This window comes from Pseudonocardia lutea, assembly GCF_042658055.1.
In the GTDB taxonomy this organism is placed as follows: Bacteria; Actinomycetota; Actinomycetes; order Mycobacteriales; family Pseudonocardiaceae; genus Pseudonocardia; species Pseudonocardia lutea.
On sequence record NZ_JBHSQK010000103.1, the window covers coordinates 14,924 to 33,361 of the forward strand.

The 18,438-nt window shown below is 73.0% G+C and carries 20 protein-coding genes and 1 pseudogene; 3 read left to right on the top strand and 18 right to left on the bottom strand.

The window, feature by feature from the left end; translation table 11 throughout:
• The first annotated feature begins 599 nt into the window (after positions 1 to 599).
• The 3 genes from ACFQH9_RS29535 to ACFQH9_RS29545 all read left to right on the top strand — a co-directional run bounded on the left by ACFQH9_RS29535 (position 600) and on the right by ACFQH9_RS29545 (position 3,296).
• A complete protein-coding gene (locus tag ACFQH9_RS29535) occupies positions 600 to 1,532 on the top strand; it encodes a thermonuclease family protein (RefSeq protein WP_379571280.1) in 933 nt (310 codons plus the stop codon).
• 164 nt (positions 1,533 to 1,696) lie between these two features.
• Positions 1,697 to 2,218, top strand: coding sequence for a 2'-5' RNA ligase family protein (locus ACFQH9_RS29540; protein ID WP_379571282.1), 522 nt, complete (start codon positions 1,697 to 1,699; stop codon positions 2,216 to 2,218).
• A gap of 253 nt (positions 2,219 to 2,471) precedes the next feature.
• A complete protein-coding gene (locus tag ACFQH9_RS29545; protein ID WP_379571284.1) occupies positions 2,472 to 3,296 on the top strand; it encodes an SGNH/GDSL hydrolase family protein in 825 nt (274 codons plus the stop codon).
• Between the two features lie 681 nt (positions 3,297 to 3,977).
• Here ACFQH9_RS29545 and ACFQH9_RS29550 read toward each other — a convergent pair.
• The 18 genes and pseudogenes from ACFQH9_RS29550 to ACFQH9_RS29635 form a co-directional block, all read right to left on the bottom strand.
• Positions 3,978 to 4,865 (bottom strand): annotated as a pseudogene (locus tag ACFQH9_RS29550) (ATP-binding protein); the annotation flags it as partial.
• On the bottom strand, positions 4,865 to 5,233 hold the full coding sequence (locus ACFQH9_RS29555; protein ID WP_379571286.1) for a YraN family protein: 369 nt from the start codon (positions 5,231 to 5,233) through the stop codon (positions 4,865 to 4,867). The pseudogene ACFQH9_RS29550 and the gene ACFQH9_RS29555, both read right to left, overlap by 1 nt.
• 133 nt (positions 5,234 to 5,366) lie before the next feature.
• A complete protein-coding gene (locus tag ACFQH9_RS29560; RefSeq protein ID WP_037046945.1) occupies positions 5,367 to 5,690 on the bottom strand; it encodes a DUF2469 domain-containing protein in 324 nt (107 codons plus the stop codon).
• Positions 5,687 to 6,487 (bottom strand): ribonuclease HII, encoded by an 801-nt coding sequence (locus tag ACFQH9_RS29565; RefSeq protein WP_379571313.1) that lies wholly within the window; start codon positions 6,485 to 6,487, stop codon positions 5,687 to 5,689. Before ACFQH9_RS29565 ends, ACFQH9_RS29560 begins: the two co-directional genes overlap by 4 nt.
• Positions 6,488 to 6,548: 61 nt before the next feature.
• Complete coding sequence (gene lepB / locus ACFQH9_RS29570) at positions 6,549 to 8,165, bottom strand: signal peptidase I (protein ID WP_379571288.1); 1,617 nt, start codon at positions 8,163 to 8,165, stop codon at positions 6,549 to 6,551.
• Positions 8,166 to 8,209: 44 nt separating this feature from the next.
• On the bottom strand, positions 8,210 to 8,569 hold the full coding sequence (gene rplS / locus ACFQH9_RS29575; RefSeq protein ID WP_037046942.1) for a 50S ribosomal protein L19: 360 nt from the start codon (positions 8,567 to 8,569) through the stop codon (positions 8,210 to 8,212).
• 160 nt (positions 8,570 to 8,729) lie between these two features.
• Positions 8,730 to 9,494, bottom strand: a complete 765-nt coding sequence (gene trmD, locus ACFQH9_RS29580; protein WP_379571290.1) for a tRNA (guanosine(37)-N1)-methyltransferase TrmD — start codon at positions 9,492 to 9,494, stop codon at positions 8,730 to 8,732.
• Between the two features lie 227 nt (positions 9,495 to 9,721).
• Positions 9,722 to 10,288 (bottom strand): Clp protease N-terminal domain-containing protein, encoded by a 567-nt coding sequence (locus ACFQH9_RS29585; RefSeq protein ID WP_379571292.1) that lies wholly within the window; start codon positions 10,286 to 10,288, stop codon positions 9,722 to 9,724.
• Positions 10,289 to 10,298: 10 nt separating this feature from the next.
• Positions 10,299 to 10,514 carry an AsnC family protein gene (locus tag ACFQH9_RS29590; RefSeq protein WP_037046931.1) on the bottom strand — a complete coding sequence of 72 codons (216 nt, stop codon included), beginning with the start codon at positions 10,512 to 10,514 and terminating at the stop codon, positions 10,299 to 10,301.
• A 111-nt stretch (positions 10,515 to 10,625) separates the two neighbouring features.
• Positions 10,626 to 11,186 (bottom strand): ribosome maturation factor RimM, encoded by a 561-nt coding sequence (gene rimM, locus ACFQH9_RS29595; RefSeq protein ID WP_379571295.1) that lies wholly within the window; start codon positions 11,184 to 11,186, stop codon positions 10,626 to 10,628.
• Entirely contained in the window at positions 11,164 to 11,403 is a 240-nt protein-coding gene (locus tag ACFQH9_RS29600) for an RNA-binding protein (RefSeq protein ID WP_379571297.1), read from the bottom strand. Before ACFQH9_RS29600 ends, rimM begins: the two co-directional genes overlap by 23 nt.
• Positions 11,400 to 11,843: a 30S ribosomal protein S16 gene (gene rpsP / locus ACFQH9_RS29605; protein ID WP_379571299.1), complete on the bottom strand. Its 444-nt coding sequence runs from the start codon at positions 11,841 to 11,843 to the stop codon at positions 11,400 to 11,402. The genes ACFQH9_RS29600 and rpsP overlap by 4 nt, the downstream gene beginning before the upstream one ends.
• 147 nt (positions 11,844 to 11,990) lie before the next feature.
• A complete protein-coding gene (locus tag ACFQH9_RS29610) occupies positions 11,991 to 12,848 on the bottom strand; it encodes a CPBP family intramembrane glutamic endopeptidase (protein ID WP_379571301.1) in 858 nt (285 codons plus the stop codon).
• 120 nt (positions 12,849 to 12,968) lie between these two features.
• Complete coding sequence (locus ACFQH9_RS29615; RefSeq protein WP_465269547.1) at positions 12,969 to 14,036, bottom strand: amidohydrolase family protein; 1,068 nt, start codon at positions 14,034 to 14,036, stop codon at positions 12,969 to 12,971.
• Positions 14,036 to 15,574, bottom strand: a complete 1,539-nt coding sequence (ffh, locus tag ACFQH9_RS29620) for a signal recognition particle protein (protein WP_379571303.1) — start codon at positions 15,572 to 15,574, stop codon at positions 14,036 to 14,038. The genes ACFQH9_RS29615 and ffh overlap by 1 nt, the downstream gene beginning before the upstream one ends.
• Before the next feature lie 205 nt (positions 15,575 to 15,779).
• The gene (locus ACFQH9_RS29625; protein WP_379571305.1) at positions 15,780 to 16,406 is read right to left on the bottom strand and encodes an AAA family ATPase; all 627 of its coding nucleotides are present in this window, start codon (positions 16,404 to 16,406) and stop codon (positions 15,780 to 15,782) included.
• 162 nt (positions 16,407 to 16,568) lie between these two features.
• Positions 16,569 to 16,907, bottom strand: coding sequence for a P-II family nitrogen regulator (locus tag ACFQH9_RS29630; RefSeq protein WP_379571307.1), 339 nt, complete (start codon positions 16,905 to 16,907; stop codon positions 16,569 to 16,571).
• A 25-nt stretch (positions 16,908 to 16,932) separates the two neighbouring features.
• Positions 16,933 to 18,438 (bottom strand): [protein-PII] uridylyltransferase (locus tag ACFQH9_RS29635; protein WP_379571309.1); only part of this gene is annotated, 1,506 nt, incomplete at its 5' end.

The following is an 18,438-nucleotide window of genomic DNA, read 5'->3' on the forward strand; positions in this document are numbered from 1 at the left end:
CCCCGACTGGAGATTGCAGCAATACGTAGTTGTACGTATTGCGCAATCCGAGAACTGCAGGAATTATGACATGCTGCTAAGGTTGGCCAGAAACGCATAGCGGCCGCTCAGTTACCCGGCCCTCAATCGTCAGTCAGAACACGGTTCCAGAAAGAAGGTCCACAGGAAGTGGACTTCCAGGAGGCAGGTATGGCGACCGGCAACCTGCAGTATGGAACCACGAATAATGCAGCCGGAGATCCGACACAGCTCACATTGTCTTCTGTAAATACCTTCCTGACCCAGAACACTGCGCAGGGTGAACCAGCTGTCGAGGGACGAAGCCTGGCCGAAGGACACGGTGTCGTCGGCCGCTCAAACCGAGGGGCTGTCCCCGAAGGGCCGCGGCACTTTGGAGGGGCGGGCGTATTTGGCGAGAATAGCGCGGGCGGCAATGGCGTTCGAGGCCAGTCTGCTGGCACCTGCGATTGCGGGTATCAGCTCGCAACTAAATGGAGTAGCTGGATTTTCCTCCAGCCGCACAGGCTAACGAATCACGCGATCGGCCGACCGGCATGGCGACCGCAGTGCGGCCCGGTTGACCGTTCGTCAGGAACGACTTGGGGGACGAGATGGCTAGGCCGCGCTACACCCTCATCACCGGCGACTTCTACATCCGCTACCCAGACCTGCCGCGCAACGGCCCCGAGCCGGACGGCGACACCATCAACTTCCTCCCGGACAACGACGACCTGGTGCAGAGCCTGCCGCGCTTCAGCAACCGTGGACCGGACCGGCGCCACCTCGGCACCTACGGCACCCGATTCGAAGGCATCGACACACTGGAGACCCACTTCGAGAACCAGCACCAGGACCTCGCGTTCGCCCGCGCGGCCCGCGACCACATGCTAGCCAGTGTCGGGTTCGGCACCGTCGAGTTCTGGGACGATCTGCCCAACAAGGTCAAGTCAGCCGAACACCACCCGGTCCGGGGCTACCTGCTCGCCAACGGCGTGGAGAGCAACGGCCGGCTGCTCGCCCTCGTCTACACCGGCGACCCCGACCTCAACGCCGCCGATGGCGATCCCGTTTTCGTCGATGTCGACCGGCTCGATCGCAGCGTCAACGTCAGCCTGGTCCGCGCCGGCCTGGCCTACGCCGAACTCTACGCAACCATGCCACTCGAGCTCATCGAACACCTCCGAGACCTGCTCAAGCAGGTACGGGCGAACACCACGGGGATGTGGCCGCAGGAAGCGGTCACCACCGAGCATCGCGTCCAGCTGACCAGACTGGCCGATCTGTCCGAGTTGGTCATGTTTCCCAAGCTGTATCGGCGGCTCGTCAGGTACTTCAAGGACGGCCACCACGACCTGGCCGCGTTTGACGTGTGGCTCCGCGCCGACCCCGTCAACCGTGACGACACCGCCGTGCTGCCCACCGGGGAGCTGGGCAACCTGCACGACCTCTACGACCTCAACCCCAGCGGCATCAAATTACAGTTCCTACCCGAGGAGCTGACGTTCGCACCCGACCCCGGGCCACACCCGTAGGGCCCGCATGCACGCCATGCCTCTAACCAGCGTGCCGCGGGTAAGGAGCCAGCAATCGCAGCTTGGCATCAGTAAGGAAAGGCTCAGATCGCGCGTCGGAAGATCGATCCGATTGACGAGGCCGATCGGTTGCCGCCCTGCCGGGCCGCTCGGATGATCGCGGCGTGGACGCGACCGAGAGCGCAGTCATCGTGTCGGTGCCCGAGGCCGAGCCCGTCGTCGGCAAGTTTCGCGCCGCACTTGACCGCTCCGCCAGCTGGGGCGTACCAGCGCATGTGACGCTCATTTACCCCTTCCTTCCTCCCGATCGGATCGGCCCCTCTGAGCTGCAGCGGCTTCGCGATGCCGTCCGCTCCGTGCCCCGCTTCGACGTCTCCTTCTCCGAGGTCCGCTGGTTTGAGCGCACCGCCGTGTGGCTCGCTCCCCATCCGCCCGATGGTTTCCACGCGTTGATCGCTGCCGTGTGGGCCGCGTTCCCCGAGTGCCCGCCCTACGGCGGTGCGTTCCGCACCTCGGTGCCTCATCTGACCATCGGCCACGAGGCCGACCTCGACGCGTTGTCGGCCGCGGGTGCCGCCGTTTCTCCGCGACTGCCGGTGACAGCCTCGGTGCAGGTGGCTCACCTGTTCCAGGGCTCGGACGCGCCCGGGGCATGGCGCAGCGTGGCGGAACTCCCGCTGGGGTGAGTGATGAGGCCTTCGGTGCCCTCGTAGTCCGGAGACCGGCCGGACCAGAAAGGGTCAGTGGCACCAGGTCCGCGCATTGTCCGACTACCCGCCCCGTATGTGTTCTCGACGCCACCGACTGCAAGGCGCGTGGCTTCGGCTCGACCTAAGATCTACACCAGGCCAAGAAGCGTCATTGCCGGACGGCCGCGGGGGACGTGCGGGACGGAGAGACGGCCTTCAGGCACGTCAGGGATCGGACGGATGGTGAATCGTGCAGCGGGTGCGCAGACGGACCCTCTTGCTCGTCGGGACGACGACGAGCGCCGCAGCCTGCGCGTCGACTCCGCGAGAAAGATTCGACGGGACGTCAGCTGAGCCGGACGATCCGTACACCTACGTCGCGCTTGGGGATTCGATCTCGATCGACCAGTACGCGGGCGGTCCGGGCCGGGGTGGCTCCAGCCTGCTCGCCCGGAACTTGGACGACGACTTTCCGCAGTGGCGGGGTCGCGACCTGAGCGCCCAGGACCGACGACTGCGCTACCACCTGCTCGCCGTCGACGGCGGCACCACCCGCGCGCTCCTGGAGTCACAACTCCCCCGGCTTGAGAGTTCAGGCGTCCGACCCGACGTCGTGACGCTGACAATCGGCGGCAACGACCTTCTCGGCGCCTACGGCGACACCGGGTCCGCCCGGCAGATCGTGCGCTCCGTGCGCGTGCGGGTCGGACAGGCCCTCGGCAGGCTGAAGCGCCTGATGCGCACCCCAGACGACCCGGTGGTCGTCGGGACCGTCTACGACCCGAGCGACGGCAGCGGCGAGGCTCACCGCGTCGGCCTGCCCCCGTGGCTGGACGTCGTCGACATCCTCGCCGACCTGAACGCCGGGCTGCGCGCAGCCGCCGAGGACAACGGTGCCCGGATTGCCGAAATCCACGAGCGCTTCCTTGGCCACGGCCTCCGTGCCGGCAACCCGGCACAGAGCAACCCCCGACCGGATAACCGCAAGCTCTGGTACTGCCGAATCATCGAGCCGAACGCCTGGGGAGCAGACGCGGTACGGGCCAGCTTCTGGCACGCCCTGCAGTCGAGATGAGCTGGATCATATGGCGGGCGACCCGGCGCCGCGGTGCCCCAGTGGGCGCTAAACTCAGCCTAAGCGGAATCACATCGGCGTCCTCGTCAGTGGGACTTCTAAGGCCTCACCGGCGGACAACCGCAGATATGGGACTCCCCAAGCGGGGCCTCGACCCTCAGCCGGTGAATCGCTACTCACTCGACCGACAACTCGGTCGATCACCTCTGCGCCTGCCTGCTGAGTTGCCGTACCCGGGGCCATACTTACGGACCGAGCGATATTGTGGTTCTGCCTGGCGTCCTGAGTCTGTACGCAGTTTGCGCCCTATAAGTGCATATGCCGGATCCTGCTCGTCCATCTGCCCTCGCCCACGGTGCCTCGGCCTCTTCTACGCTGCGACTCGGACGAGTCTGCCCCGGCGGCTCATCCAAGCGTTTGCTTCTTCAGCCTCTCGTGGGCCTTCGTCCGCAGCGGCGCGGACCTCGACGTCCGCCGGGTCGAGACCCTGGACCATTCCGCTGACGGAAGACCTGGTGCGGGCGGAGCGCACCGAACAGGACACCGCCACCGCGGTCCGTGAAGGCTGGATGCTGCCCCGGCGGGCGGCGGGAGACCGTCGGGTGCGGCGGGTACCGAGGCCGACCTCGTCCCCGCCTACGCGCTGCTGAGGGCCGGCTGACCGCCCCCTCGAGCACTGGGGTGGGCGAGCGAGACGGCCCCGGGGCGGGCGAGCCCCGCGCCGCCGCCGAGCAGCGCGGCCATCGAGGAGGAGTGGTGCGGCGCGACGAACGGCGCGACCCGGCTCAGCGGGTCCCCGCCGGCCTCGCCGAGCACCGAGCGGACCGACGCCAGCTGCAGCGCCTCGTCCCGGCTCAGCTCGGGCAGCAGCCCGACGATCCGCCGGGCGAGCATCGTCTTCCCCGTGCCGGGCGGGCCGACCAGCAGCAGGTGGTGCCCGCCCGCGGCGGCGACCTCGAGTGCGCGCCGCGCGTCGGGCTGGCCCACGACGTCGGCCAGGTCGGGCACCGCGGCCGGCGGCCCGGGCAGCGGGCCCACCGGGCGGTCGAGCTCGCGCTCGCCGGCGAACCAGCCCACCACCTGGGCCAGCGTGGTGGCCCCGTAGACCTCGACGTCGTCGACCAGGCCGGCCTCCTCGAGCGCGGACACCGGCACCACGACCCGGCGCAGCCCGGCGGACCGCGCCGCGAGGACGCTCGGCAGCACGCCGCGGACGGGCCGCACCCGGCCGTCGAGGGCCAGCTCGCCGAGCAGCACGGTGCCCGCGAGCCGATCGGCATCGACGACCCCCGCACCGGCCAGCACACAACAGGCCAGGGCCAGATCGAAGCGGGATCCGGTCTTGCGCAGCGTGGCCGGGGACAGCGCCAGGAGGATGCGCACCGAGGGCCACTCGCGCCCCGAGTTCACCACCGCCGAGCGCATCCGGTGCACCGACTCCTGCAGCGCGGTGTCGGCCAGCCCCACGATCTGCACGCCGGGGATGCCGCCGCCCACCAGCGCCTCGATCTCGACGGGCACGCCCTCGACGCCGTGCAGCGCCACGGACCACCCCCGCGCGAGCGCCATCAGAACGCCCCCTCGTAGTGCTCGAGGGTGACCGGCCGGCCGGGGCGCATCAGCACCGCGACGACGTCGAACCGGACCTCGCACCAGGGCACGTGGTGTGCGGCGAGCCACGCCTTGGTGACCCGCCGGATGCGCTGGGCCTTCAGCCCCGTGACGGCCTCCGCCGGTTCGCCGTACCGGGTGCCCGAGCGGGTCTTGATCTCGCAGACCACCAGCCGGGTGCCGTCGCGCTGCCGCTGCGTGGCCACCACGTCGATCTCGCCCTCCCGGCACCGCCAGTTCCGGGACAGCACGACGAGGCCCTTGCGTTCGAGGTACTCGACCGCGACGTCCTCGCCGCGGCGGCCGAGCTCGTCCTTGGCTGCCATGCGGACACGATCTCGGCCCGCGCCGACCCGCGGGGCGGAACGCGGAAAGTGCTCCACAGGAGCCGCGGACGGTGGACAACCGCCGGTGCGGGCGGCCCGACGGACCGGAACCGTCGGGGGGAGGTGCTAGGGCCTAGTGGCCGAACTGGTCGCCCTCGGGCAACCGCAGGTCGGGCTTGTCGAGCTCCTCGATGTTGACGTCCTTGAACGTCACCACCCGAACGTTCTTCACGAACCGCGCCGGCCGGTACATGTCCCAGACCCACGCGTCGGACATCCGGACCTCGAAGTAGACCTCGCCGTCCGCGTTGCGGGGCGCGACGTCGACGGAGTTGGCCAGGTAGAAGCGCCGCTCCGTCTCCACGACGTACGAGAACTGCGAGACGATGTCGCGGTACTCCTTGTAGAGCGTGAGCTCCATCTCGGTCTCGTACTTCTCGAGATCCTCGGCGCTCACGACTCCACTCCCCCTGCGACCCTGTCCTCGCCCGCGTCCCCGACGAGGACCTCCTCGTCCGTCGCCGCGAACTCCACGTCGTCCGCGTCCTCGGTCTCCTCGCCGGCCGCCCCATTCTGGACCAACGCCACCCGGTCGCCGACGCGGGCCACCGACGCGACGTTCACGAACGAGAACCGGTGCTCGGGGCACGGCCCGTGCTCGGTCAGGGCCGCGTCGTGAACCGGGGTGCAGTAGCCCTTGTGCTCGGCGAAGCCGTACTGCGGGTGGCGCCCGTCGAGCTCGACCATGAGCCGGTCCCGGGTCACCTTGGCCAGCACGGACGCCGCCGCCACGCACGCCGCCGTCAGGTCGCCCTTGGGCACGGCCAGGGTCGGCCGGCCGAACCCGCGGACCGGGAAGCCGTCCGTGAGGACGTAGCCCGGGGGACGGCTCAGCCCGGCGACGGCGCGGCGCATGCCCTCGACGTTGGCGACGTGCACACCGCGGCGGTCCACCTCGGCCGGCGGGATCACCACGACCGAGAAGTCCTCGGCCCGGCGCAGGATCCGGTAGTAGAACTCCTCGCGCACCGCGTGGGTGAGGAGCTTGGAGTCGGTGAGACCCTCGAGCCGCTTGGCGTCGCCGGCGCGCAGCACGCAGGCCGCGACCACCAGCGGGCCGGCGCACGCCCCTCGCCCGGCCTCGTCGACGCCCGCGACGGGACCGAGCCCGTGCCGCTGCAGCGTGCTCTGCAGGGTCCAGGTGCCGGCCGAGGCGCGCACGGTGGCCCGGCCGGGCTTCCACTCCGGGGGCAGGAGCTCGGCGGGACGCTTCCTCCGGGGGCGGCGGGCGGGCCGCTGGACGGGTGCAGCCACCTCAGGTTCGACGTCGGCGGGGCAGGAACTCCTCCTCGGCCGCGAGCAGGGATCGCCTGCGGAGCAGCCAGAACGGCACCACGCCGAGCACCCCCAGGGCGAGCGGCGCGCCGTCCCCGGCGACCCCGAGGGCGGTCGCCTGCGACTGCTGCGGGTTCGTGCTGTCGATGAAGCCGAACCGGCTGACCGGCAGCACCTTCATCCGGGCCTTGCCGATGACGTTGTCGACCGGGATCGGCCCGTGGCCGTCGACGCGGGAGTCCGACGAGTTGTTGCGGCTGTCGCCCATCACCCACAGCTCGCCCTGCGGCACGGTGATCGGGCCGAAGGGGATCTGCCGCGCCGGCCCGGCCTCGGGCAGGTAGTAGATGTAGGGCTCGTCGAGCGGCTGGTTGTCGACCATGACCCGGTTGCGGGAGTCGCAGCAGGACACGGTCTGGCCGCCGACGGCGATGACGCGCTTGACGAAGTCCTTCTCGTCCGGCGGCGCGAGCCCGATCAGCGACAGGAACTGCTGGACGACCTCGCCGAACGTGCTGGTCGGCTCGTCGACGGTGAACTCGGTGTTGACCCAGGAGTCGGGCCCGCGGAACACCACGACGTCGCCGGGCTGCGGGTCGCCGAACCGGTAGGTGACCTTGTCGACGAGCACCCGGTCGTTGTTGCAGCCGGTGCAGCCGTGCAGCGTGGTCTCCATCGAGCCCGACGGGATCACGTACACCTTGGCCAGGAAGGCCTGGATGAGGATGGTGAGGACCAGCGCCACACCGACGAGGAGCGGGAGCTCCTTCCAGAAGGTGTTGCGCCGGCGCCGCCCCGAGCGGGGCTTCTTGCCGCCGGGTCCGCGCTTGGGCACGTAGTCCGAGGCGGGGTGGCTGCCGGAGGTGGCGCCCGCGCGGCGGCGGTGCCGGCCGGGGACGCCGTCCGACTCGGCGGCGGAGGGATCGACCCGGCGTTGCGGTTCGATCGGGGCGGGATCGGTCGTCTCGGTGACCTCGGAGGTGACCTCGGAATCCGCCTCGGCGGGGACCGGCGGCATGCCGACGACGTCCGTGGGGCGGTCGTCGTCGAGGGGTCGGCGCGGTGAGCCGCGGCGCGGCTCCGGGCCGGACCCGTTCAGCGCGCCGCCGACCGGGCGGAAGCCGGGGCTGCTGTGCGCGGGCCGCGGCGGGGCACCGGGCGGGGGGCCGGCGGCGTGGAAGGGCCGCTCCCCGTTCGGTGGGACACCGTTGCGCGGGGGCGGGCCGTCCGACGGGACGGGCCGGGCCGGGCCGGGGTACGGCGGACCCTGGGGCCCTCGACCGTGCCACGCGCCGTGGCCGTCGGGCCGAGTCCCGTCGACCTGGAGGCCGTTGCTCGGCGAGCCGTTGCCCAGGGAACCGTTGCCCGGGGAGCCGCTGACCCGCCCGGGGGCGTAGCTGTTCGAGCCCGGCGCGCGGCCGTCGAACCCGCCCTGCGGTCCCGGGAAGGGGGCGCCGGCGGGCCCGGTGCCGGGCACGTGCCGCGCGGGCACCTCACCGACGGGCGCCACCGCGCCCGACCGCGGGTCGGACGGATCCGCGGGCCCGTACCGCCGCGGCTGGCCGCGGCGGTCGTCGGGGAGCTCGGGTGACGCCACGTGGTGAGGCTACGTCAGGGTCGCGTCGCGAACGGGTGACGGGCTCAGGAGGCCGTCGGGGTCTCGCGCTTCTCCTTGATCTTGGCGGCCTTGCCGCGCAGGTCGCGGAGGTAGTAGAGCTTGGCGCGACGCACGTCGCCCCGCGTGGCGACCTCGATCTTCTCGATGTTCGGGGTGTGCACCGGGAAGGTGCGCTCCACGCCCACGCCGAACGACACCTTGCGGACCGTGAAGGTCTCGCGGGCGCCGGCGCCCTGGCGGCGGATGACGACGCCCTGGAACACCTGGACCCGGGAGCGGTTGCCCTCGATGACCTTCACGTGCACCTTGAGCGTGTCACCCGGCCGGAAGCTGGGGATGTCGGAGCGCAGGATCTGTGCGTCCAGGTCGTCCAGGGTGTTCATCGCGCGGTCCGTCCTCGTCCAATGATCGTCGTGCGTGCGTGCCGGGGCTCGGGCAGGGGCACCAGTCCCCGATGGGAGGCGCCGACACACGTGCGTCGGCCCATGGCAACCCGTCCATAGTGCCAGACGGGTTCCGAGCGGGTGACACCGGTGGGGCCGGTCAGCCCCGCTCCGCTGCCCCCAGGGTATCGAGCACCGCGCGGTCGGCCGCGTCCAGGGCCCCCTCGGGCAGCGCGGCGAGCAGGTCGGGGCGCCGCTCGGCCGTGCGTTCGAGGGCCCGGTCGCGCCGCCAGCGGTCGACGGCGGCGTGGTTGCCGCTGCGCAGCACGGCCGGCACCGGCAGGTCCCGCCACACCTCGGGCCGGGTGTACGAGGGTCCCTCGAGCAGGCCGTCGGAGAAGGAGTCCTCGGCCGCCGAGCGCGGGTTGCCGAGCACGCCGGGCAGCAGCCGGGCGACGGCCTCGACCATCACCAGCACCGCCACCTCGCCGCCGACCAGGACGTAGTCCCCGATGCTGACCTCGTCGACGGGCATCTGCGCCGCGTAGTGGTCGACCACGCGCTGGTCGATCCCCTCGTAGCGGCCGCAGGCGAAGACGAGCCGCTCCTCCCCCGCCCACGCCCGTGCGGTGGCCTGGGTGAACGGCCGGCCCGCGGGTGTCGGGACGACCAGCCGCGCGGGCCCGTGGTCGGCCCCTTCGCCGAGCACCTCGTCGAGCGCCTCGCCCCACACCTGGGGCTTCATCACCATGCCCGGCCCGCCGCCGTAGGGGGCGTCGTCGACGGCCTGGTGCACGTCGTGCGTCCAGCGCCGAAGGTCGTGCACCCGGACGTCCATCAGGCCCTTCTCGACCGCCCGGCCCAGCAGCGCCTCGCGCAGCGGCGCGAGGTAGCCCGGGAAGATGGTCACGACGTCGATCCGCACCGGGCGGATCCTGCCAAAGGGGAGGTCGCGACGTGCCCACCGGTCCGTCCTCGCTGTGGTCCACCGGCAGGTAGTGGGCGCTCGTGCTGCCGGTGCTGCTCGCGCCGGTCCTGACCACGGCGATCGGGCTGATCTCGCCGCGCCGGCGACCGAGCTCGCCGAGGTCGAGGGCTCCCCTCCGCCCGCACCGGTCAGGAGGACACCGTCGGCGAGAGTCGAACTCCCGGTCAGCCGCTCGCCCGGCCCCGGCCGAGCTCCTCGACGGCGGCGCGCATGCTCTCCAGCGTGACGCCGCGCGCGGCCAGCAGCTCCCGCGCCCCGCCCTCGGCGTGCAGCAGACCGAGGAGGACGTGCTCGCTGCCGATCTCGGAGTGCTTGAGCCGCAGCGCCTCGCGCAGCGACAGCTCGAGCGCCTTCTTCGAGGCGGCGTCGAAGGGGATGTGCCCGAACATCCGGCGCCGCTTCCCCGCCCGGGTCCGCTCGAGCGCCCCCGGGCCGAAGGTCTCCTCGGCCTGCCGGCGCACCTCGTCGAGGTCGATGCCGAGCAGGGCCAGCTTCGCGGCGTCCGGCGTGGCCTCCTCGCGCGCCCGCCGCTTGACCTCGTCGGCGACGTCGGACCGCTTCACCCCGGCCCGGCGGAGCAGCGCCGCGGCCGTCGACGCCGGCGTCCCGGGTGCGTCGTACAGGCCGAGGAGCAGGTTCTCGGTGCGGATCTGCGCCTGCCGGCGCTCGCGCGCGTCCTCCTGGGCCAGCACCACCGCTCGGCGGGCCGCCTGCGTGAACCGTTCGAACATCGTCGTCCCCCTAGTACCCGAGCCGCCGGTACTTCTTGTGCACCGCCTGCTTGCTCACCTGCAGCACGCCGGCGATCTGCGCCCAGGACCAGCCCTGGGCCCGCGCGTTGCCGACCTGCAGCTCCTCGAGCGACTCCTGCAGCGCCCGGAGCGCCGCCACCGCCGCCAGGCCGACGTGCGGGTCCTTGCTGGACGCCGCCGCGGCCACCGCCGTCGCATCTGTCATGCCGTCAACCTACGTTGACGACTGCGCCTCGTCAACCTGGGTTGACGCCGACGGCACGAGAAAGGCCCCGCCGCGGAGCGACGGGGCCTCTCGGAGCAGGTCAGGGGCGGGTCAGGGGGTGTCGAGGTCCAGCAGGCCCTCGGGCGGGTCGACGACCACGCGCCGGCCCTCGAGATCGATCGTCGGGACGATGTCGGCGACGAACGGGACCAGCGCGTCCGGCCGGTCCTCGCGGGCGACGGCCAGCAGGTCGCCGCCCGGGCCGAGGACGACCTCGCGCACGGTCCCGATCACGGTGCCGTCGGGCAGCTCGGCGCGCAGGCCCTCGAGCTGGTGGACGTGGAACTCCTCCGGGTCCTCCGGTGGCGCCAGCTCCGCAACCGACACCAGCAGTTGGGTGCCGCGGAGCTCCTCGGCGGCCGTGCGGTCCGGGGCCTCCGCGAAGCGGACGAGCAGCCGCCCCGAGTGGGGACGGCTGCTCTCCACGGTCAGCGTCGTGTCCGGGGCGCCGCGGCGGCGGGCGCGCAGCACGGATCCGGCGGCGAAGCGCGCCTCCGGCGAGTCCGTCCGCACGTCGATCGCCAGCTCGCCGCGCAGGCCGTGGGCCCGCGCGACGACGCCGACGAGGAGTGCCCGCTCGTCCCCCGCGCTACCGGTCGGTGTCGACGACATCGACCCGCACGCCCCGCCCGCCGATGCCCCCCATCACGGTGCGCAGCGCGCTGGCGGTGCGCCCGCCGCGACCGATGACCTTGCCCAGGTCGTCCGGGTGCACCCGGACCTCGAGCGTGCGGCCCCGGCGGTTGGTGACCAGATCCACCCGCACGTCGTCCGGGTGGTCGACGATGCCCCGGACCAGGTGCTCCAGGGCGTCCGCCAGGACGCTCACGACTCGGTCGACTCCGCGGCCGGCTCGTCCGCGCCGGCCTCCTTGTCGGCCTTGGCGGCCTTCTTCCTCGGGGTGGTCGCCTCGGTGGTCGGCTCCTCGCCCGCCGCGGCCAGGGCGGCGTTGAACCGGGCCAGCTTGTCGACCTTCTCCGGCTGCGGCTTGAGGGTGCCCTCGCTGCCCGGCAGGCCCTTGAACTTCTGCCAGTCGCCGGTGACCTCGAGCAGGTGCTGAACCGGCTCGGTCGGCTGGGCGCCGACGCCCAGCCAGTACTGCGCGCGCTCCGAGTCGATCTCGATCAGGCTCGGCTCGCTCTTCGGGTGGTACTTGCCGATCGTCTCGATGGCGCGCCCGCTGCGGCGGGAGCGCGCGTCGGCGACGACGACGCGGTAGTACGGCTGGCGGATCTTGCCCAGACGCATCAGCTTGATCTTGACGGCCACGCTTCTCGGTGCTCCTCGCGGATCGTGTGTGCTGCTCGTGAGTCAGCGCAGGACCGCGTGGGGGTACGGCTCGCTCACTCGACTGCTCCCGGCCGCGGCATCGGTAGAGGGCCGGCCACGGACCTGACACGCCATTCTGCCAGATGCCTACGCCGGCGCGGGCACCCCTCCGGTCAGGGTCAGCGCCAACGCCAGGGCGGGCAGCAGGTTGTTGACCTGGTGCGCCACGATGCTCGCCGGCAGCCGGCCGGTGAACACCCGGGCCAGGCCGATGGGCAGCGCCACGACCAGCAGCAACGGCGTACGCGTCAGCTCGAAGTGCGCCATGGCGAACAACAGGGTCGTGAGGGCGAAGGCCACCCACCGGTTCGCCCCGTGCTTCGTGACCGCGCCCCAGAGCAGGCCGCGGTAGACGATCTCCTCGCAGATCGGTGCGACGAACGCGACCAGCACGAACACCCCGAACGCGACCGGCCAGCCGACCCGGATGCCGTCGAACGCCTGCCCGACGGCCGTGGTCGCGTTGTCCGACCCGACGATCGCCACGAAGATCAGTGACGCGGGGACGCTCACCACGAGACCGCCCAGGCCCCACAGGAGGCCGGCGCCGACGTCCCGGGCGCTCCACCGCAGGCCCAGGTCGATCCGCGGCCCGTTGCCGCGGACCCGGGTGATCAGCACGGCCGTCCCGGCGGCCAGCACGGTCGGCACGGACAGCCCGAGGACCACCGCGGCGACCGACGGGCTCCCGGGGTCCGCCAGCAGTGCGGCGATCAGGAACGACGAGCCGAGGAAGAGGATCTCGACCAGCACGTACGCCCCGATGCCCCAGCGGTGCGGGGGCGGCTCCTCGGGTGGTGGCGGTTCCGAGGTCTCCGTGGCCGGGCCCGCCGCCGGCACCCCGGGCGGCGGGTACGGGGACGGGTACGGCGGCGGCGTGGAGGGGGACGGGCCGGACGGCGGCGGGACGGACGGCGGGTCCGGGGTCGAGTCGGGCTGGCCCACGATCACGACGCTACCCGGCGCACCGCGGCGCGGCGTGCCCGCGCACGGTTCCGTGCACGGGTTCGGTCCACCGGGTGCGCAGCGGCGACGGGAAGCGGGCCGCAGGGCCGGGCGGGACGCTCAGTACCGGTGGCCGCGGAGCAGGACCAGCGCGGGATCGCGCAGGACCGCCGGGTTCCGCCGCGGGTCCTCCCGGTACACGACCACGTCGGCCGGCGCGCCGGGCTCGAGCCCCGGCCGCCCGAGCCAGCCGCGGGCGGCCCAGGAGGCGGCGCCGACGGCATCGGGGTGACCGGCCTGCCGGAGCGCCTCCACCTCGTCGGCGATCCGGCCGTGGCGGATGCCGCCGCCCGCGTCCGTGCCGGCGAAGACGGGGACGCCGGCGTCGATCGCCCGCCCGACGGTGTCCCGCGCGGTGCGGTGCAGCGCGCGCATGTGCTCGGCGTAGGCCGGGTACTTGCCGGCCTTCTCGGCGATCCCCGGGAACGTGTCGACGTTGATCAGCGTCGGCACGAGCGCGGTCCCGCGGGCGGCCATCTCGGCGATCAGCTCGTCCGTGAGGCCGGTGCCGTGCTCGATGCAGTCGATCCCGGCGCCGATCAGCCCGGGCAGGGCCTCGGTGCCGAAGACGTGCGCGGTCACGCGGGCCCCGGCCGCGTGGGCGGCGTCGATGGCGGCCTCCAGCACGTCGTCCGGCCAGAGCGGGGCCAGGTCGGCGTCGGCGCCCCTGCCCCGGTCGATCCAGTCCCCGACGAGCTTCACCCAACCGTCGCCGGCGGCGGCCTGCTCCGCGACGGCCTCGGGCAGCAGGGCCGGGTCGTCGAGGTCGATCGAGAGGCCGGCGATGTAGCGCTTCGGCCGGGCCAGGTGCCGTGCCGCGCGGATGATCTCCGGCAGGTCCACCCGCCCGCGCAGGGGCGTGGTGTCGGTCGGCGAGCCGCAGTCGCGCAGCAGCAGCGCGCCCGCGCCGCGCTCGACGATCGCCTGCTCCTCGCACTCCGCCAGCTCGGCGGGCGCTCCGCCGGTCGCGATCCCGACGTGGCAGTGCGCGTCGACCAGCCCGGGGAGGATGAACGGGGCGTCGACGGTCTCGGCCCCGGCCAGGGGCTCCGCGCTGACCCGGCCGGCGTCGTCGACGTACAGGTCCCGGCCGCCGTCCGGGAGGACGGTGCCGCGCAGGTGCAGCACTACTTGCCCTTCTTGTTCCCGAAGTCGAGCTTCGACGGGTCGAACCCGGGCGGGAGCTGGTCGAGGCCGGGCGGGAGCTGCTGCAGGCTCGGCGGCAGCTGCGAGAGGTCGGCGCCGAACGGGTTCGCCCCGGCGGGCTGCCGGTTCGGCCGGCCGTTCTTCTTCGCCTGCTTGGCCTTGCGCTTGTTCTTCGCCTGCTTCCGGGTGGCCGAGCGGCCGCCGCCGAAGCCGAACTGGCCCGCCATCATCTTCATCTGCTTGCGGGCCTCGAAGAAGCGGTTGACCAGGTCGTTGACGTCCGAGACGGTGACGCCCGAGCCGTTGGCGATGCGCAGCCGCCGCGACCCGTTGATGATCTTCGGGTCCGCGCGCTCGGCCGGGGTCATGCCGCGGATGATCGCCTGCAGCTTGTCCAGCTGCTTGTCGTCGACCTGGGCCAGCGCCTCCTTCATCTGCGCCGAGTTGGCGCCGGGAAGCATGTTCAGGATGTTGCCGATCGGGCCCATCTTGCGGATGGCGAGCATCTGCTCGAGGAAGTCCTCCAGGGTGAGCTCGCCCGTGGAGATCTTCTGCGCCGCCTTCTGCGACTGCTCCTCGTCGAAGACCCGCTCGGCCTGCTCGATGAGGGTGAGCAGGTCGCCCATGCCCAGGATCCGGCTGGCCATCCGGTCCGGGTGGAAGACGTCGAAGTCCTCGAGCTTCTCGCCGTTCGACGCGAAGAGGATCGGCTGGCCGGTGACCTCGCGGACGCTCAGCGCGGCACCGCCGCGGGCGTCGCCGTCGAGCTTGGTGAGCACGACCCCAGTGAAGCCGACCCCGTCGCGGAACGCCTCGGCCGTGGCCACCGCGTCCTGGCCGATCATGGCGTCGACCACGAACAGCGTCTCGTCCGGCTGCACCGCGGCCTTGATGTCACTGGCCTGCTGCATCAGCTCGGCGTCGACGCCCAGGCGGCCCGCGGTGTCGACGACGACGATGTCGTACTGCTTCTCGCGGGCGAACGCGACACCGCGGCGCGCGACGTCGACCGGGTCGCCGACGCCGTTGCCCGGTTCGGGCGCGAAGGTCGGCACCCCGGCACGCTCGCCGACGATCTGCAGCTGGTTCACGGCGTTGGGCCGCTGGAGGTCGCAGGCGACCAGCAGCGGGGTGTGGCCCTGGTCCTTGAGGTGGCGGGCCAGCTTGCCGGCGAGGGTGGTCTTACCGGAACCCTGCAGACCCGCGAGCATGACGACGCTCGGCGGCTCCTTGGCCAGCGCGATCCGGCGGGTCTCGCCGCCGAGGATCGCGACGAGCTCCTCGTTGACGATCTTGACGACCTGCTGCGCCGGGTTCAGCGCCTGCGAGACCTCGACACCCTTCGCCCGCTCCTTGATGCGGGCGATGAAGGACCGCACGACCGGCAGCGCGACGTCGGCCTCGAGCAGCGCGATGCGGATCTCGCGCGCCGTGGTGTCGATGTCGGCGTCGGACAGCCGCCCCTTGCCGCGCAGGTCGCGCAGCGCTCCGGACAGGCGGTCGCTCAGGGTGTCGAACACCCCAGCGAGTCTACGTGGCCGCCGGGTGGCGACGCAGACCCCTGCTCACCGCCGGCGGGCCCTCCACGGGTGCGCTCCGTGTTCCCGCGGTCGCGAGCTCCGGCACCGCGAGTCGCGAGTTCGGGCACCGCGAGTCGCGAGCTCCGGCACCGACAGCGGGCACCTGCGGGTGTTCGGGTCGTGGGCCCGCGTCGGTCCGTCCCGGTCAGGAGGTGACGGCGAGGCCGCGAGCGGCGGTGGGCCGGTCGAGGGCGATCGCGCGAGTCCACGGCTCGCCCAGCGTCCCCGCGGAGATCCGCGCGGCGAGGCCCTGCGCCCTGGTCACGTGCCGGGCGAAGGAGCCGCTCTCGATCATGCGACCACGGTCGGCCTGCCCGCGCAGCGCCTCCTCGGGTGCCGCGTCGACCCACACGAGGTACGCCTCGCGGCCGGTCAGTCGCGCCACGCCCCGGACGAGGCGGCGGAGCCGGGGGGAGGTCGCCGGCAGGTGCACGACGACCACGCGGACCGAGCCGATCGCCGCCAGCACGGCCGCGAGCCGGTGCAGGAGGTGCACCAGCGGCCTGATCCGCGAGTACGGGACGCCGGGCAGGAGGCCCGCGACCAGGTCGCGCTGGGTCTCGGAGTCGAGCACCCGGAGCCCCGGCAGGGCGGGCATGCGGCGGAGGAGCGTGCTCTTGCCGGCACCGGGGACGCCCGCGACCAGCACCAGCGCGCGTCCCGGCACCGACAGCCGCACCGGCGCCGCGGCACGCCCCGCGGCGAGCCCGGGTCCCGACGGGAGGGGCAACGGGCGGGGCGGGGTGTCGCCGGGCACGGTTGCGAGGCTCATGGGCACCCAACGTCCGGTTCCGCCGGTTCGTTCCGCCCACCCGGTTCCTCACAGCTGCACCACAGGGACGGTCCCGGCGAGCTCCCGGAACTCGCGACTCGCGGTGCCGGAGCTCGCGACTCGCGGTGCCGGAACTTCCGACTCGCGGTCGGCCGGGCCTCGCTACAGGGCGTCGGTGCCGCGCTCCCCCGTGCGGACCCGGACCACCGTCTCGACGGGGGTGACCCACACCTTGCCGTCGCCGATCTTGCCGGTGCGGGCGGCGCCGACCAGGGCGTCGACGACCCGGTCGGCCACGGCGTCGTCGACCACGACCTCGACCCGGATCTTGGGCACGAAGTCGACGGCGTACTCCGCGCCCCGGTAGACCTCGGTGTGGCCCTTCTGCCGGCCGAAGCCCTGCACCTCGGTCACCGTCATGCCCAGGACGCCGAGCTTCTCCAGCGCGTCCTTGACGTCGCCGAGCGCGAACGGCTTGACGATCCCCGTCACCAGTTTCATGCCCGGATCCTCCCCGGTGCCGCGGTCAGCGTGCCGGCGAGGTCGTCCGCGCCCTTCCCGCCGCGGCGAGGATCGCCTGCTCGATGCGCCGCCGGTCGGTGCGCGGCACCTGCCCGTCCGGGCCGGGGCCGGACACCCCGAACGAGTCGACGACCGACGCGCCGAGGGTCGCCACCCGGGCCCACCGGATGTCGAGCCCCGACTCCTCGAGCGCCGCGGCGACGCGGTGCAGCAGCCCGATCCGGTCCTGCCCCCGCAGCTCGACGACGACGGCGCCGGTCGCCTCGTCGTCGAACCACAGCACGCGGGGCGGGGCGGTCCGCTCGACCGCCTGGGTGGTCGGGGCGTAGTCGCGCTCCTTGCGCGCCAGCGCCTCGGCCAGCCCGAGGGAGCCGTCGAGCACCCGGCCGAGGTCGTGCCGCACGACGGCCGGGTCGGGCAGCCCGCCGAAGCGCGGCGACACGGCGAAGCCCGAGATCCGCACCTCGCCCTCGGTGGTGACCGTGGCCGCGTGCACCTCGAGCGAATGCAGCGCCAGCACCCCGGCGGCGGCGGACAGCGCCCCGGGCCGGTCCGGCATCCCGATCACGACGGTCGCGAGGTCCCGCTCGGAGATCAGCCGCAGCTGCGGCCTGCCCTCCTTCTCCACACCCGCGACGACCTCGGCCGCGGCCTGCTCCGCGGTGTCCGCGATGGGCACCGGGCCCGGCGACGGCTCGCCGATCATCAGCGCGCGCACCCGCCCGGTCAGGTCGCGGATCAGCGCGCGCTTCCAGGGGCTCCACACCCCGGGCCCGGTGGCCAGCGAGTCCGCCTCGGCCAGGGCGTCGAGCAGGTCGAGCAGCAGCGGGTTGCCGTCGAGCGTCTCGACGATCCGGTCGAGGGTGGCCGTGTCGTCGAGGTCGCGGCGGGTCGCGGTGTGCGGCAGGAGCAGGTGGTGGCGGACCATCGCGCCGAGGGTCCCGACGTCGTGCTCGCCGAAGCCGAGCCGTCGCCCGATCTGCAGCGCCAGCGACTCCCCCACCTCGGAGTGGTCGCCGCCGCGGCCCTTGCCGATGTCGTGCAGCAGGGCCCCGACCAGCAGCAGGTCCGGGCGCGAGACGCGCGTGGTCAGCTTCGCGGCCTGCGCGCAGGTCTCGACGAGGTGCCGGTCCACGGTCCACGTGTGCGCCCGGTCCCGCGGCGGCAGGTCGCGCACCGCGCCCCACTCGGGGAACAGCCGGCCCCAGAGCCCGGTCCGGTCCAGCGCCTCGATCACGTCGATCATGCCCTCGCCGGTGCCGAGCAGGGACAGCAGCTCGCCGAGGGCGGCCCGGGGCCAGGGCTCGCGCAGCTCGGGCGCGGTCTCGGCCAGCCGGTGCAGGGTGCCGGCGGCGACCGGCAGGCCGGTGCGCGCCGCGGTGGCGGCGACCCGCAGCACGAGGGCCGGGTCGCGGCCCGCGGCGGCGTCGCGGGCGAGGGTGACCTCGCCGGCGTGCTCGACGACGCCGGAGTCCAGCGGCCGTCGCACGGGCGGGCGGCGCAGCGCGGC

Bases quoted from the DNA above. Each gene is read 5' to 3' on its own strand.
- rimM (WP_379571295.1), bottom strand. From the start codon at position 11,186: ATGTCGTCGACACCGACCGGTAGCGCGGGGGACGAGCGGGCACTCCTC.
- ACFQH9_RS29625 (WP_379571305.1), bottom strand. From the start codon at position 16,406: ATGAGCCTCGCAACCGTGCCCGGCGACACCCCGCCCCGCCCGTTGCCC.
- rplS (WP_037046942.1), bottom strand. From the start codon at position 8,569: ATGAACACCCTGGACGACCTGGACGCACAGATCCTGCGCTCCGACATC.
- ACFQH9_RS29555 (WP_379571286.1), bottom strand. From the start codon at position 5,233: ATGGCAGCCAAGGACGAGCTCGGCCGCCGCGGCGAGGACGTCGCGGTC.
- ACFQH9_RS29630 (WP_379571307.1), bottom strand. From the start codon at position 16,907: ATGAAACTGGTGACGGGGATCGTCAAGCCGTTCGCGCTCGGCGACGTC.
- ACFQH9_RS29590 (WP_037046931.1), bottom strand. From the start codon at position 10,514: ATGACAGATGCGACGGCGGTGGCCGCGGCGGCGTCCAGCAAGGACCCG.
- ACFQH9_RS29585 (WP_379571292.1), bottom strand. From the start codon at position 10,288: ATGTTCGAACGGTTCACGCAGGCGGCCCGCCGAGCGGTGGTGCTGGCC.